The organism is Bacteroidia bacterium (assembly GCA_033391075.1).
In the GTDB taxonomy this organism is placed as follows: Bacteria; Bacteroidota; Bacteroidia; order J057; family J057; genus JAWPMV01.
Map to the genome: position 1 here is coordinate 2,329,980 of JAWPMV010000001.1, position 15,635 is coordinate 2,345,614.

Below are 15,635 nucleotides of genomic sequence, written 5' to 3' on the forward strand. Positions count from 1 at the left end.
TTTTAAAACTACATACGTCATTCTGGAGGGATTAACTGTATCAAGATTTTTTTTCTTAGATTGCTTCTTATGAAGATGCCATATCTTCCATTGACCTTTTGAATAGCGCCTTGTTGACGTATATGAAACTCAGTAAAAGTTTTTGGGCTTTATTTTTACTACTGCTACCGCTTTTTCTGAAAGCCCAAAAAGTCAATTTCCAATTTTATACCACTGAGGACGGCCTTACCGGCAATTCTTCCAATTCCTTCATGCAAGACTGGAAAGGCTTTCTCTGGCTGATCAATGATAGCAAATTACATCGATTTGACGGAAGGAAGTTTGAAATGCTATTGCCTCCTTCTGATTTGGAAGGGAGCGATGAACCCCTGATTGATGGAAAAATTATCCAGGATTCTCTGCTGGTAGCTTTGGGTAAAAAACATCTCCTGATATTCAATATAGAAAAGGGGAAATGGAAATCCTGTCCTTTGCCCCCTTCAAACAATAGACTTCGCTTTTACAGTCTTCTGCCAGGCAAGGGCCAAAAGAAGCTTTTTCTTCTTGAGTTTTCAGAAGGCCTGGGACAATTTAACATTTGGTCTTTTTCAGGGGATAGACTTGGGGTTTCTCCTGTGCATGTAATTGAAAACCCTGATTTCGATACTCATATTATTGGTTCCGATGGAAGCGTTTATTTTCTAAACGCGAATTTAGAAGGAAAAGGAGGCAATCAGTTTGGAGTTTGGAGACCTAATAGAGATAGTATTAAAAAAAATCAGATTAAAGGACTGGCAAAGGAATCCTATATCAGGGATATCAGCCTTCAAAAAGATGGTTCTTTCCTGTTCAATGTTTTCTACCCTAATGAGGCTTCGGCAGCCGATTCCTTTGGCTACATTAAGTTTTATACCTGGAATCCTGTGACTGATGTTTTAAAAGAACATCCCATAAATCGCTCTATCCATTTTTCTGGTATTTATTTGTTCCGCTTTCTCGCCCTGAATAATGGAGATATTTGGATGTCGGGAAGAAATCGTCAGCTTTTCTGGTACGAGGCTGCGGAGGATTCACTTCACAATTTCACTCCTCAACTGCAGGAAGTTATTTCAAGCAATCTCGATATAAATGAACCTTACGCTGACCATAGCGGATCGATTTGGTTCGGTACACATCTGGGCTTTTTTAAAGCCGACCAACTTGAAACTCCTATCGTTAAATACTTTCATGCATCTTTAGATGTGTGTAAAGGGAATTGTAGTTTTCGAGGAATTGAAGAGGATTCTGTAGGAAATATAGTAGCACAGTTTTATCAAGGCCTGGTATATTTTAATCCAGCAAAAGCAAAGGACGCGCTTTTTTTCGATTATGAGTCATCCAATGTTCCCTTACCTTCGGATGTGGTTCGTTTTAAAAATAAACTTTGGTTACATAATGGTTGCCAACTTGATATTGAGCAGCGGAAAATTATTCCTATTCCAGGGGCTAAAGAAAATCATGTTTGGGAAGAAGGCCTATTTGCCAAAAGCTTGGAAAATCGCTTATGGTGGGTGCAGGCTAATGAATTACTTGTATTGAGCGAAGGAGAAGAAGGTTTTCGTTGGCAAAAAGTAAAAAGCTTTCCGAATCCTGATTTCGCGGCAAACGAAGCTTTTCATTTCGGCAAACAAAGTGGTATGCTATATATCGGCCGTGAAGGCAAACTCTTTCAATATGCCCCCTTAACGAAAGAGGAAAGATGGTTTGATTTTAAACAGATATATGGCAGGGAACTTCGTGTTCTGGCCATTGAAGAAGACAAGCAAAGAAATTTGTGGCTGGCTACCGATGCGGGATTGATGCATTTTAATCCACATACAGAGGATGTAAAGCAATACACAAAACAAGAAGGCTTACCCCACGATTTTGTATGCGGTATGCTCACAGAAGGAGACTCCGCTTTATGGCTCAGCACCAATCACGGCCTTTCCCGTTTTAGCAAAACCAGCGAATCTTTCATCAACTTTTATAAGGAAGATGGATTGACGGATAATGAATTTAACCGTAAATCCTATTTCAAAGCCAAAGATGGGCGAATGTATTTTGGGGGCTTGAAAGGCATCAATGCTTTCTATCCGAATGAATTGCTCCGCAAATTTCAGCAACAAAGTGAGCAGGCCCAACTTTCTCTTGCCTCTTTTGAATATACTGATGAAAAGGAAGGGAAAACGCATCATCAGCTAAATTTCCCCGCAAAAGCTGAAATCGAAATTTACTATCACCACCGATCCTTTACCTTCGAATATACATTGACGGACTATCGAAATGCTTCTGAAGTAGCTTATAGTTATCGGATGAAAGGATATGAAAATACCTGGTCCCTACCTTCAAAATTTAACTTTACCCGATTCAGCAGTTTACCTGTAGGTGAGTATGAGTTTGAAGTAAAGGCCAAAGACAGCCATGGCATCTGGCATCCCAATCAACTAAGCGTAAAGGTCAAAGTTCATCCTCCCTGGTGGGCCAGCTGGTGGGCGTATATGATGTATGCCTTGCTTGTCTTGGGAATCTTGTATACCATTTACACTTTCCTTAGTAAACGCTGGGAACTCCAACAAAAATTGCGGGTAGAACAAGCCGAAGCTATCCGTCTTAAAAACCTGGATAGCTTTAAAAGTAAGTTGTATACCAACCTCACTCATGAATTCAGGACTCCCCTTACCGTCATTCTGGGCATGGCGGATCAAATCAAAAACCAGCCTGAAAAATACTTGGAAAAAGGAACAAATCTCATCAAGTCCAACGGGATGAACCTGCTTCGGCTAATCAATCAATTGCTAGATCTGTCAAAGCTGGAAGATAAATCTTTCCAATTGCGCCTGGAGAATGGAGATTTTGTTTCCTACCTCCGCTACATCACGGAGTCTTTCCAAACCTTTGCAAATACCCAAAATATATCCCTTCGCTTTCAATCCCGGGAAGATGAATTGCTCATGGATTTTGATCCGGAGCAAATCAAACAGGTGATGACCAACCTGATTTCCAATGCCATTAAATTCACGCCTTCAGGTGGCGGAGTCCAGGTAGAACTAATGAAGCTAGATGAACTGGCTACTGCCCAGATCGTGGTAAGGGATAATGGGATAGGCATAGAAAAGAAAAATATCCCCCATATTTTTGATCGTTTCTATCAGGTAGATGGCTCAATTACACGAGAAGGAGAAGGAAGTGGAATTGGGTTGACGCATACGCTCGAATTGGTCAAGTTGATGAATGGAACGATAGAGGTTTCCAGCGAGCCGGACCAGGGAACTTCTTTCATTATCCTGTTTCCAATTCAGGATCGTTTGGAATACAATCCGAACCTGATTCAGAAAGAATTGCGCTCAAAAGTTGATTCGCAAAAAGCTATACATACAGAATTAAACATAGCTGATCCTGTTCCTGATGCTAGTTCTCACCCTTCGATTTTAATTATTGAGGATAATGTAGATGTAGTTGATTACCTGAAAGCTTGTTTGGAAGATCAATTTCAGCTGTCTGTCGCCTTTAATGGCAGGATAGGAATCGAGAAAGCCCTGGAGGAAATTCCCGATCTGATTGTAAGTGATGTAATGATGCCGGAAAAGGATGGTTATGAAGTATGCGACAAATTAAAAAATGATATAAGAACCAGCCATATCCCGATTATCCTTTTGACCGCCAAAGCAGATATTTCTTCCAAGATTTCAGGATTACGCAGAGGTGCAGACGCCTACCTTGCCAAGCCTTTCATAAAAGAAGAGCTCATTGTTCGACTTGAGCAACTTATTGAGCGTCAAGAGCGGATGATCCGACATTTTAGTGCTCAGGTACCTCTTTCATCAAAGACTTTCGGAAATGGACTAAATGAAGCTATACAGCAGGAAGATCTGTTCATTCAAAAAGTCCGAAACATCATAGAAGAAAACTATGCAGATGAGGATTTTGGTTTGCCACAGTTGTGCCGAAAAATTGGGATGAGTCGTTCTCAGCTATATCGCAAAATGAAAGCCCTCATTGATATCCCGCCCTCTGATTTTATCCGTAATTACCGATTAGAACAGGCGAAACTATTACTGCAAACAAGTGAACTTACAGTTTCTGAAGTCGCCTGGAAAGTTGGATTTAAAGACCTTTCCCATTTTTCCAAAGCCTATCAGGCAATGTTTGGGGTTCTGCCTAGTGCAACCAGCAAATAATTGATTGTCAAGTATTTGTTCGCTGATCACGAATTGCGAATGCAACGATTTGACTAATCATAATTCCCCAAACGCTACGAATTTTCGAACATTTGAATCCATTAGACAAAGGCTGATAGGGATTTTGATCCATATTGGGAACATCGATTTTACTTTCTCCTTAGACTAGGTGAATAATTAAATCCCTTGTTTCCCTTACAGCATAAAGAAATCATGAAGAAAATTCTCAAATGGATCAGCCTGGCATTGGTAACACTTGTTTTGGGACTATTCATTTTTATCCAAACGAGCTGGGACAAAAGCTATGATGCGCCTTATCCTAAAATTACAATCAGTATGGACTCGGCAGGTATTGCCAGAGGTAAATACCTGGTGTATGGACCCGGACATTGTGCTACTTGCCATGTGCCACTGGATCAAATGCAGGAGATAGATAAAGGAGTAGAAGCTCCCCTTATAGGAGGCTGGGAAATTTCAATCCCACCTGGAACCTTTAGAGCCCCTAATCTTACGCCTGATAAAGAGACAGGTATTGGAAACATGAGTGATGAAGAACTTGCCAGATCGCTAAGGCATCAGGTGGCTGCAGATGGAGGTCTGGTTTTTGGATTTATGCAATACCAGAATATGAGTGAAGAGGACCTTGGTGCCATAATTTCCTATTTGAGATCTACACCGGCTGTAAGCCATGAAGTGGCTCCTTCAGAGCTTTCATTTTTAGGCAAGGCTTTGATAGCCTTTGGTATGATCAAACCGGAAGGACCCAAGAAAGTTCCTCCTAAATCAGTTGAGAAAGGAATATCAATAGACTACGGAGCTTATATAGCCAATGATGTTGCCGCTTGTAAAGGTTGCCATACCAAAAGAGATATGTCGGGTGCCTTCATAGGCGAGGATTATGCAGGAGGTGAAGTTTTCCCGCAAGATGACATATTCAAGGGATATGGTTTCATTAGTCCCAATTTGACCTTTGATTCTGAGACAGGCCTAATGGCTAATTGGACAGAAGAACATTTTATTGAACGCTTTCGTGCTGGAAGGGTCCATAAAAATTCTCCCATGGCCTGGGGTTCCTATGCGAATATGGATGAGCTTGAGCTTAAAGCTGTGTATAAATACCTGAGATCTATAGAAGCGGTACAAAACCTGATTAGTAGATCCGTTTATGAGCCGGGCGAGAAAATGCCTGAATAGATTATCCGTTCAATTTAAGGCTTAGCAACTTAATCCCATGAATTTCTTAAATCTTCAGACTAAACAAACAACTGACTCACCTAGCACTGAGCAAATTATCAGGGAGGAACAGTTGCGGGGTGACAAATTGGCAAATAGGTTTCGATACCTATTGTTCATGCTCATGCTTCCTACCTATAGCCTGGCCGTTGTTGGGCAGACATGGATACTGGTCTTTAACGTTGGCATGTTATCAGCTTTCCTTCTGATCACTATTTTACATAGCTGGGTGATTTTGAAAGGGAATGATTCGCAAAGAAACAGCATGAGTTATGTAGTGGTGATCTTTGATTTTCTGATGATATTTGGATCCGGGGTGTACTATGCATACACATCTAGTCCTGATAATTTGACCATTTATTTCAAGATACCTGCGATATGGTTTTTTATTATCATCGGATCTATCGCGGCCCTCCAATTCCGTAAAGAGCATATTTTAATCTTGGGGGCTTTGACTTTCCTGGGAGTAGGGCTGATGTCCTACATTGGTTTGACAGGGAATGTGAGACTAACCAATGATTGGGTAGAATATGGATTGGGCGATGCGATCATTTTCCCCGCCTTCATAAGTTCCTTTATTTTGGTTATGCTCTCCTTTTTCCTGACGATTTGGTACATCATTAAAAGGGTCCAGAGGATGACTCAGAAAATTGCGAATCTTGAGGTGCAAAAGAGCTCTTTGAGTCGATATTTCCCGCGTGCTATCGCAGAAGAAATCATTAAAGATCCAGAGAAGCTTAATCGGGGCCAACGCCTTAGGGCTGCGGTGCTGTATTGTGATATTCGTGATTTTACGAGGAAATCAGAGCTTCTTTCGACGGAAGAATTGGTGGAACATCTTTCCGAATTCAGGAAAATAATGGTCGATGAGATTTTTCGGAATAATGGTACGGTAGAAAAATTTATAGGAGATGCAATTATGGCAGTTTTTGGTGCGCCTACTCCTTCGAAGCACGCACAGCAAGATTCATTAAATGCACTAATTGCTGCCAAAGGCATGCTGGAAAGAATTAATCAATTCAATCATAACAGGCAACTTGAGGGGGAGGACAGATGGGAGATTGGCATTGGTTTGCATATCGGGCAGGTGTTTGTGGGCAATATTGGACATGAATCAACCTTTGAGTATTCGGTAATCGGAGATGCAGTAAATACCGCAGCCCGGATTGAAGGACTTTGCAAACCCCTTAATGCAAAGCTCTTGATTTCAGATGAGGTATATCATGAATTTGAGGAAGAACCCCAGGTATTACGGACCGGGGATTACGAGCTAAAAGGCAAGGCAAAGGCCTTAAAGATTCATCAATTGATATGAGTAAAATAGAAAGCTTTTGAAAATTTCCTGATTTCATCCAGGCGCTTATTTATAAAAAGTATGCGAGAGGAATCCACAGGATTTGGTTCCACATAAATTTCAGGAAAAAGTGGATAGCTTGCTGAAGGATGGCATAACAAAAGATTGGACGGATGAGGAAATAAGAGGGAGATGAGGGTTATGTAGACCCTATACTTTATTCCCCTTTTTTATCAAATTTATCGAAACAAATATCAAGAGAATTCCCATTTTTATGTATGCAGGCGCAAAAATCCAGACAAGGAGTGTCATCTTCATTTTTACATTGGTTCCTACAATCAGAAAGGGTATTTCTAGGCATAATGTCATAGAATATCCTCGTATGAAAGGCCACAAAAATGACGATCGCAACAACTCCTGCAAAAAACCTGCTGGGAAATTTATTTGTCAATTCATCTGCTTGAGGTAATACAGAATTGGAAGGGCTTTGCTTGAAGGGGAAAATACCTTTGAATTTGTGGTAGTCCCAGGCTAATAGATACAATACAGCCAATACCATCAAAGGGGAAGTGATTTGAGACCCGTCAAACCTGACTGCAAAAGATAAAATGCAAATGTTGAGAATTATGGGCAAATAAATGAATGCTCCGAGGGTTACGGTTCTGGGGATCAGCAAAAGGACAGCTGCCAAGACCTGGAGAAGACCCACAAAGGTGTAATAATAGCCGGTATGGTAAAAGGCCTCCAAAAAATTGCCCATGGGATGATTCACTGCCAGAACCGTAAATCTTTCTCCCAAAACTTTCTGCATGCCTGAGGGAATGAAGCCAGCCGCTAAACTTATCCGGCAAAAGATGGCAAAATAAGCATGCCACTTGTTCTGCCTGACTTTGAAATGCAAGCGGTCAAGCTTTTCAGCTACCTTCATATGGGGATAAGTTTAGGGGCTAATTTTCCTAATTATTAACTGCCTGCCGAAATAGAAAACCAGAAAGCACAAACAAAGACGCAAAAAATCCACTCATGATAAATATGCCCAATACGCTAGGCGACCAGGAAGTTTCAGGAGGAGACCAGATGAAATAAGCCGCTACGGGAACCAGCATTTGAACGGCTGCAGCAATAAATAAGGTTATGGACATGCCTCGAGCCTTAAAACGAGAAATGATTGCTCCAATTAATCCAACTACAAATACTGCCCCATATAATAAGTTTGCATCCTGTCCCTCATTTCCAATGATTCCTACTGCTGCATTTACCCAAAAAAGCAGGAAGGCTCCCAACAGCCCAATAGCAAATGCTGCTTTGTAAACCGTATTCTCAGATCGCTGGGCGATAAATTCATATAAGAGCCCCAGCCCTAAAAGGACAGCGCCCATGATGAGGAAGTCTCCCAATTGCCAGTTGACCTCTTCGGTAAATTGCATGGCAATCAAGGGGATCGATAGAAGGCCTCCAATTCCGGCCAGCATCCATAAGATTCTTTTCCTTTGTACTAGCATATGTGTATAAATTTAGTACTCAAATTCTGTGATAAAAAGTACTTTGTATTGCAAAGTTAAAAGAATATTCCTTAAATCCAAGCAAGCTCTCTTGGAAGTATCTATCTGAGATGAAAGAATTTAGGGGGTAAATGCTTAGCTGGGAGGCTTATTCGTGGAGCTTACATTCTCGATTTTCCATCCTTCAGCTGTTTTTCTATATATAGCCGTCCATGCAAAATGGGTTTCTCCTTCTATTTCTTCTCCTGTCCCATTGTTATATCGGGTTCTGACAATTTTATCAACGATAGTATATGCCAAACTTCCGTCTTCTGAGAATTTTATGATAGGCTCATTCACATCATCCCATTTTACAAATTCGACAGAGGAGAAATAGGCATGATAGCGGGAAAGGGTTTCGGCTTTTTTGGGATGTGTAATTTCGCCTCGATTGACAGAGATGAAATTCTCCGACATCTGATTTACAAAGGCATTAGAATCTTTATTGAAATGGTAATCTCTTTGAAGATTATGCAATTTTAGAATTGCTGCTGTCTCTTTGAGCTCGTCAAAAGAAGTTTGGCTATTACATGCAAAGAGTAGAATACTTGCAATTATAAAGGAGAAAAGTAGGCTTAGTAGTTTTTTCATGTGATGGAGTTTTGTAATCCTACCTTCCCATACGAATTGCATCCATACTTGTTAGTTGAGCAATTCCAAATTTATGATATTCGATAGTTTATCATCATCCAGGCGTATTGATTTCCGACTTTTTAAATCAAATACCAAAAACTTTAGGAGCGACTCCGCCAAAATAATGTCTTGATCCGGATATTTCATGATTTGTTTCAGGCTCATTACTTTGGCATTCCTTTCCACAATTTCACCAAAGATCTCAATTTCTTCTCCTTCAAAACATTCTTTTAAATACCGATGATTGAATTCTAAATAAGCTACTCCTAAATCTATTTTGAATAATACAGCATCCCCTAATCCTATTTTCGGAAGAAAAACATCAGCGGCTGCATAGAATTTATCTATGTACTTGAGCGTATTCATGTGGCCGTAGAGGTCACAGTCTTCTTTGTTTATTCTGCCTACGTATGTTTTAATGAGTTTCATTGGTTTGATTTTATGTAGTGTTTCTTCTTTTCCCTTGATGGAAAAGAAGCAAAAAATCAAGCTGCTGCAAAGCCTGCGCACTGTCCGGCCCCCGCACCCGATGCAGCAGCCTGGCCCCGTCGCGCGAAAGGAAGGTGTTGGTGTGTTTGAGTGTTAGGGTGGGCGTGCATAGAATAGTTGCCCTTACAAGTACTAACCAGGCGCGTAGGCCCTGCAGAGCCCATAGGGAGCTGGGGCAGTGTGTGCGGTTGGCTTTGGGCTCTGCGATTTTTGACTCCATCTTTTTCTAAAAAAGATGGAAAAACAACCCTGAAAATTAATTAAAAATCATTATGCCCCAGGAGGTCCCATCAAATGAAATCCACCATCAACCGGTATAACCGTCCCATTCACATAAGCACCGGCAGGAGAAGATAAAAAGAGGGCTATTCCCCCCATATCACCAGGAGCACCAATACGACGCATCGGATTCATCTGCTCTACTTGCTGCTGAAATTTGTCCAGCATAAATTCAGTCATTTTACTAGGAAAAGGCCCAGGAGCAATTGCATTAACCGTGATGCCTTTGCCCGCAAATTTCATGGCCAGCACTTTACTCATATGATGTACGGCAGCTTTACTAAATGCATAAGGAACATTGTCCATACCCGGTACTCTGATTCCGTCTATAGAACCAATATTGATAATTCTTGCAGGATCTTCATTCGATGCACTTTCCTTGATCAATGGCATCAATGCCTGAGTCAGGTAGAAGACGGATTTAACATTAAGATCCATGACTTTGTCGTATCCATTTTCTGGAAACTGTTCAAAAGGAGCGCCCCAGGCAGCACCGGCGTTGTTGATAAGAACATCAAGTCGGGATTCACGATTGGACAATTCCTCAGATAGGAGCTGAATGCCTGCTTTGGTAGAGAGGTCAGCAGGAATGGCTGTACAAGATCCAATCTTTGATAGTTCGGCAGCTACCTCAGCACAAACGGCAGCCTTTCGAGAGGAGATATATACTTTAGCTCCGTTTTCAACAAAAGTACTGGCGATCATCAGACCGATTCCCCGGGAACCACCCGTTACCAAAACGACTTTGTCTTTTACAGAGAATAATTGATCGAGAAGTAGTTGGGACATATTATAATTGTATTAGAGGACTAATTGTGTGTTATCATTATGATGGAACCAAAATTACACTAATTTTGCTCAGGTTTATTCTGACTTTCGGAATAAGCCGAAAATATAGTTAGAAAGACATAACATCAGCATTTTGGCCACTGAAATCCTTATAAATATTGCTCGGGCTCTCTTTGGAATGATCGTTCTGATTGGCTTAGCTTACCTATTGTCAAATAATAGAGCAAAGATTGATTGGTCATTGGTCTGGAAAGGCCTGATGATACAGTTGGCTATAGGTCTGGCTATTCTGATTGGTGGTCCGGGCAAACAAGTCATGGAGGGGATCAATGCTGGCATCACTTCTTTGGTAAATATGTCGAGCGTAGGGTCTGAATTTATGTTCGGGACTTTTAAGATTGTTCCTGTAGCACTTTCTGTGAGTGCTACCATCATCTTTTTCTCCTCCTTTATGGCTATGCTCTTCTATTTTGGTGTGATACAGTTTGTGGTGAAATGGATGTCGAAAGGAATCATCAAGGTGCTTTCTGTCTCAGGAGCTGAAGCTCTGGCAGCCTGTGCCAATGTATTTATCGGCCAAACAGAGGCTCCTTTAGTCGTCAAACCTTACCTGCCAAAGATGACAAAATCTGAGTTGATGGCCATGATGGTAGGTGGAATGGCAACCATCAGCGGAGGCATGCTGGCTATTTATGTAAGTATCGGCGCAGATGCAGGACATTTGGTTGCTGCATCGATTATGGCGGCACCCGCTTCTTTGGTAGTTGCTAAAATCCTTTTTCCCGAAACGGAAGAACCAGAGACGAAAGGGCTAGTTAGCTCAAGCATCAAATTTGAGGATGTGAATGTATTTCAGGCTATGAGTAGAGGAGCAGTAGAAGGATTACAGCTTTCATTAAATGTAGTAGCTGTAATCGTTGCATTCGTCTCTATTGCCGCCTTATTTAATCTCTTTCTGGGATACTTACCAGAAGTTGCAGGAGCGCCCTTAAGTTTTGAGCGGATATTGGGATGGGTGTTTGCACCTCTCGCTTATGTGATCGGAGTTGATTTTGCAGATGCTTCTATAGTAGGAGGGATGCTGGGGAAAAAGATGTTCCTCAATGAGTTTTTGGCCTATCTGGATTTAGTTCCCTTGGAAGGCACCATTTCTGAACGCTCCTATATGATTACAACCTTTGCGCTCTGTGGTTTTGCCAATTTTGCTTCTATCGGAATTCAAATTGGAGGTATAGGTTCATTAGCCGAAAGCCGAAAAACGGAAATTGCCAAACTTAGCCTTAAGGCCATGTTTGGGGGAGCGATTGTGAGTTTACTCAATGCGAGTGTGGCGGGAATGTTTTTTATAGGAGGCTAAGTATTTTTTTCGAAACCTGGTGCAATACTTAAAGTCTATCCCATAGATAAAATTTTGATGACCTGTTTTGAGAATTTGCCAGGTCCATTTTTATTTTCCTTCTTTAGCGGGAACCAGGGAACTTATCCCCCAAAATATAAGTAAGGCCCAGGGAAATCCATGGAGAACTACGTCCCACCAATCCATGAGTCCCATTCCTTCAGCACCGCCTGCGATCCATTTTAGTTTCCCCCAGATATGAGGCTCCGGACTGAAAGGAGCCAGGCCCAAAGTGAGGCAGAGGAGTAGTATGATGCGGATATCTTTGATAGATTTCATGTGAGTAAATTAGAAAAAAGCCTGAATTATATAAGAAAATCCAGGCTTTAAATCCGTACAATATGTCTTCTTATACAAGACTGTTTACTGATCGCCAACTTCCACCGTTGATACAATCAATGCCTTTAGATTTTAGAAATTTTACTGCTTGTCCACTTCGGTTACCGGAGGCACAACAAAGAACTGGAGCCTTATCCAGTTTTTTGATATTATCCATATATCGTTCAAGATCCTGCAAAGGATAATTCACAGATCCAGCTACATGCCCTCCCTGAAATTCTCCTACGGTTCTCACATCGATAACACTTGAACCATTCTGAAGCATTTCCTTTACTTTGTCGCTTTGCTGAAAATTGCCAAATATAGAATCTAAAATTCCCATGATCTTTGTTTTTAGTTTAGTGAAAGAGTCTTTTTCTCCCTTTCTAATACAAGGATCGGGAATTAGTTTGAGACCTTCCGTTACTTGAGTTACATAAGGGGGACTTAGTTGATCATTTCCAGAAATTCGATTCGATTTCTATGTTGCCGAATCTTTCCATCTATTTCCAGTTTTTTCATCAGGCGAGAAATAACAACCCGGGAGGAATGCAGATCATTGGCGATTTCTAAATGGGGGACATGCAAATCCGGATTCCCGTTTACCATGACTTTATTTTTTAGGTATTTATAAAGCCTTTCTTCCATATTCTCGAATGCAAGGGTGTCAACGGCTTTCAACATTTCCCCTAATCTCTCATGATAACTTTGTAGAATAAAATTGCGCCAACTTTTAAAGCTGACCATCCATTCCTCTAGTTTTTCTGCCGGGATAAAGACCAATTGACAATCGGTTTCGCAGGTTGCGCGGATGGTACTATTACTGGCTTTAGAACAACAGTTTAAGGTAACTGCACAGGTGTCACCCAATTCGAGGTAATATAAGAGTAACTCATTTCCCTCCTTATCTTCTGTCATGATCTTGATGGAGCCAGAAAGAATAAGGGGGATATACTCTATCTTTTGACCCAGATCAATAAGCATATCTCCCGCTGAGAAATTTCCCAGCTTTCCACTTAAACAGATCTCTTCAATCAATGCTTCCTCAAAAATAAAGGAGAATTTCTCCGAGAGCATTTTCATGAAATCCTTCTCAGATCGCTCTTGCTGCATAACTTAATTTGCGAAAAATTCCTGAGTTTTTCCTAGGATTCCTGAGCATGAATAGCAGCAATACCCACCATATCAATGATTTGTCTCACACTAGCTCCCAACTGAAGGATATGAACCGGTTTTTTCATGCCTAAAAGAACCGGGCCAATGATATCCATTTCCGCAGCTGTATTCAGAAGGTTGTAGCTGATGTTAGCAGAGGAAAGATTGGGGAAAATGAGAACATTTGCACTATGTCCTGCCAGTTTTGAAAAGGGATAAAACTGTTCTAAGCCCTCTTTATTCAAGGCCAAATGTGCCTGCATTTCTCCATCAGCCAACCAGTCCGGATGTCTTTGGTGAAGGATTCTTGTTGCTTCCCGCATCAGCATAGCTGATTCACCATACGGAACCGATCCAAAGTTTGAATAGGTAACAAAAGCTATACGAGGCTCTATATTAAATGCCCGAACCTGCTCGGCTACCAATTCGGCGATGCTGGCAATGTCCTCTGCATCGAGGTGATGATTGACCGTGGTATCTGCCAGGAACAAAGGACCTGACTTGGTCATGAGGATGTGGGTAGAAGCCACCTTTTTGACTCCTTCCTTCGCTCCGATGATTTGAAGTGCAGGCCTGACAGTATAGGGATATTTTTTTGTCAATCCCCCGATCATCGCATCTGCATCATTCATCTCCACCATCATAGCTCCATAATAGCTATTGCGGACCATGATATCCTGTGAGTCTCTGACCGTAACTCCCTTTCTTTTCCGCTTTTCATAAAACTTCTGCATATAGCCTTTGAGGGTTTCTTCCTCGGCTTCATTGGCAGGAGCTTTAGGATTGATAATTCGAACTCCGGGAAGGCTAAGTTTTTGTTCTGCCAAAATCCGTTCGATCACAGCCGGACGTCCAATAAGGATAGGATGTGCTATTTTTTCTTCTAATACTACCTGAGCTGCTTTCAGAACAGAAACATCTTCCGCATCTGCAAAGACCACACGTTTTACGTCCTGTTTGGCTTTGGTCTCAATGATCTTGGAAAGGCTTCTGTCCAGTCCAAGTCTTTTGGATAATTCGTCCTCATAGGTTTCCCAGTTTTTGATGGGATGTTTAGCCACTTTTGAATCCATGGCTGCTTTGGCAACAGCAGGAGCCACTGTGGTAATCAAACGTGGATCGACCGGTTTAGGAATTATATAGTTTTTGCCAAAACTGAGGTTTACATTGTTGTATGCCATGTTTACGATATCCGGGACCGGTTTTTTTGCCAGTTCCGCCAGGGCATAAACAGCTGCGCACTTCATTTCTTCATTGATCTCAGTAGCTCCGACATCCAAAGCGCCTCTGAAAATGAAGGGGAAGCCCAAAACATTATTGACCTGATTGGGATAGTCTGAGCGACCCGTCGCCATGATGCAATCTGGCCGGGCATCTTTCGCATCTTCATAGCTGATTTCAGGTGTTGGATTGGCCATGGCAAAGATCACAGGTTGATCCCCCATAGATCGAACCATGTCTTTACTCAAAACATTTCCCCTTGAAAGTCCTATAAATACATCTGCATCTTTCAGGATATCTTCGAGTGAAGTGTCAGCTGAAACCGAATTATTGATAAACTCAGGTTTCTTTCCATTTAGGTTGTCCCTGTCTCCATGGATCAAGCCTTTGCTGTCATACATAAAGACATTTTCCTTTTTCGCTCCCAGCGAAACATAGATACGGGTACAGGATATAGCTGAAGCTCCTGCTCCATTTACCACAATTTTCACATCTGCTATATTCTTCCCAACAATCTCCAGTGCATTGAGGAGGGCAGCTCCACTGATGATGGCAGTCCCATGCTGATCATCATGCATGACTGGGATATTCAATTCTTTTTTCAGCCGTTCTTCAATTTCGAAACAGGCGGGAGCGGAAATATCTTCCAGGTTTACCCCACCGAAAGTAGGTTCAAGAATCTTTACAGTTCGGATAAACTCATCTACATTTTTGGTATCCAATTCCAGATCAAAGCAGTCAATGTCTGCATAAATCTTAAACAGGAGACCTTTTCCTTCCATCACTGGCTTGCTGGCCAAGGCTCCTATATCACCCAATCCCAGAACAGCTGTTCCATTACTGATTACCGCAACCAGATTACCCTTGGCAGTATATCGATAGGCATCATCTGCATTTTCATGGATGGCCAGACAAGGGTCTGCTACTCCTGGAGAATAGGCCAATGAAAGATCTCTTTGGTTAGAGGTTGCCTTGGTTGGGATTACCTCGATCTTACCGGGTCTACCATCACTATGGTACTTGAGGGCTTCTTCGCGTAAGGATTTTTTGCTCATAACAGCGGTCTAAAATTTTGGCCATCTAATGGGGCCTCAAAAAGAAGGGCGAAT

13 protein-coding genes are annotated in these 15,635 nt (G+C 41.7%); 4 read left to right on the forward strand and 9 right to left on the reverse strand.

Annotation, left to right across the window (positions count from 1 at the left end; genetic code table 11):
* The first annotated feature begins 122 nt into the window (after positions 1-122).
* The 3 genes from R8P61_09525 to R8P61_09535 all read left to right on the forward strand — a co-directional run bounded on the left by R8P61_09525 (position 123) and on the right by R8P61_09535 (position 6,726).
* On the forward strand, positions 123-4,178 hold the full coding sequence (locus R8P61_09525; GenBank protein MDW3647293.1) for an ATP-binding protein: 4,056 nt from the start codon (positions 123-125) through the stop codon (positions 4,176-4,178).
* Positions 4,179-4,391: 213 nt separating this feature from the next.
* Positions 4,392-5,372, forward strand: a complete 981-nt coding sequence (locus tag R8P61_09530; protein ID MDW3647294.1) for a cytochrome c — start codon at positions 4,392-4,394, stop codon at positions 5,370-5,372.
* A gap of 163 nt (positions 5,373-5,535) precedes the next feature.
* Positions 5,536-6,726 carry an adenylate/guanylate cyclase domain-containing protein gene (locus R8P61_09535; GenBank protein ID MDW3647295.1) on the forward strand — a complete coding sequence of 397 codons (1,191 nt, stop codon included), beginning with the start codon at positions 5,536-5,538 and terminating at the stop codon, positions 6,724-6,726.
* A gap of 196 nt (positions 6,727-6,922) precedes the next feature.
* Here the strand turns inward: R8P61_09535 and R8P61_09540 are convergent, their stop codons facing one another.
* From R8P61_09540 to R8P61_09560, 5 genes are all read right to left on the reverse strand, one after another.
* On the reverse strand, positions 6,923-7,633 hold the full coding sequence (locus R8P61_09540; GenBank protein MDW3647296.1) for a DoxX family protein: 711 nt from the start codon (positions 7,631-7,633) through the stop codon (positions 6,923-6,925).
* Positions 7,634-7,661: 28 nt separating this feature from the next.
* Positions 7,662-8,207 (reverse strand): hypothetical protein, encoded by a 546-nt coding sequence (locus R8P61_09545; protein MDW3647297.1) that lies wholly within the window; start codon positions 8,205-8,207, stop codon positions 7,662-7,664.
* A gap of 135 nt (positions 8,208-8,342) precedes the next feature.
* Entirely contained in the window at positions 8,343-8,837 is a 495-nt protein-coding gene (locus R8P61_09550) for a nuclear transport factor 2 family protein (protein ID MDW3647298.1), read from the reverse strand.
* A 51-nt stretch (positions 8,838-8,888) separates the two neighbouring features.
* Positions 8,889-9,308, reverse strand: a complete 420-nt coding sequence (locus tag R8P61_09555; protein ID MDW3647299.1) for a thioesterase family protein — start codon at positions 9,306-9,308, stop codon at positions 8,889-8,891.
* A gap of 330 nt (positions 9,309-9,638) precedes the next feature.
* Complete coding sequence (locus tag R8P61_09560; GenBank protein ID MDW3647300.1) at positions 9,639-10,436, reverse strand: SDR family oxidoreductase; 798 nt, start codon at positions 10,434-10,436, stop codon at positions 9,639-9,641.
* A gap of 133 nt (positions 10,437-10,569) precedes the next feature.
* On the opposite strand from R8P61_09560, the gene R8P61_09565 reads away from it, so the two are divergent.
* A complete protein-coding gene (locus R8P61_09565) occupies positions 10,570-11,793 on the forward strand; it encodes a nucleoside transporter C-terminal domain-containing protein (protein ID MDW3647301.1) in 1,224 nt (407 codons plus the stop codon).
* A 90-nt stretch (positions 11,794-11,883) separates the two neighbouring features.
* Here the strand turns inward: R8P61_09565 and R8P61_09570 are convergent, their stop codons facing one another.
* From R8P61_09570 to R8P61_09585, 4 genes are all read right to left on the reverse strand, one after another.
* Positions 11,884-12,111 (reverse strand): hypothetical protein, encoded by a 228-nt coding sequence (locus R8P61_09570; GenBank protein MDW3647302.1) that lies wholly within the window; start codon positions 12,109-12,111, stop codon positions 11,884-11,886.
* Positions 12,112-12,181: 70 nt separating this feature from the next.
* Positions 12,182-12,493: a rhodanese-like domain-containing protein gene (locus R8P61_09575; protein MDW3647303.1), complete on the reverse strand. Its 312-nt coding sequence runs from the start codon at positions 12,491-12,493 to the stop codon at positions 12,182-12,184.
* 104 nt (positions 12,494-12,597) lie between these two features.
* Positions 12,598-13,263 (reverse strand): Crp/Fnr family transcriptional regulator, encoded by a 666-nt coding sequence (locus tag R8P61_09580; GenBank protein MDW3647304.1) that lies wholly within the window; start codon positions 13,261-13,263, stop codon positions 12,598-12,600.
* Between the two features lie 32 nt (positions 13,264-13,295).
* Entirely contained in the window at positions 13,296-15,581 is a 2,286-nt protein-coding gene (locus R8P61_09585) for an NADP-dependent malic enzyme (protein MDW3647305.1), read from the reverse strand.
* Positions 15,582-15,635 lie beyond the last annotated feature (54 nt).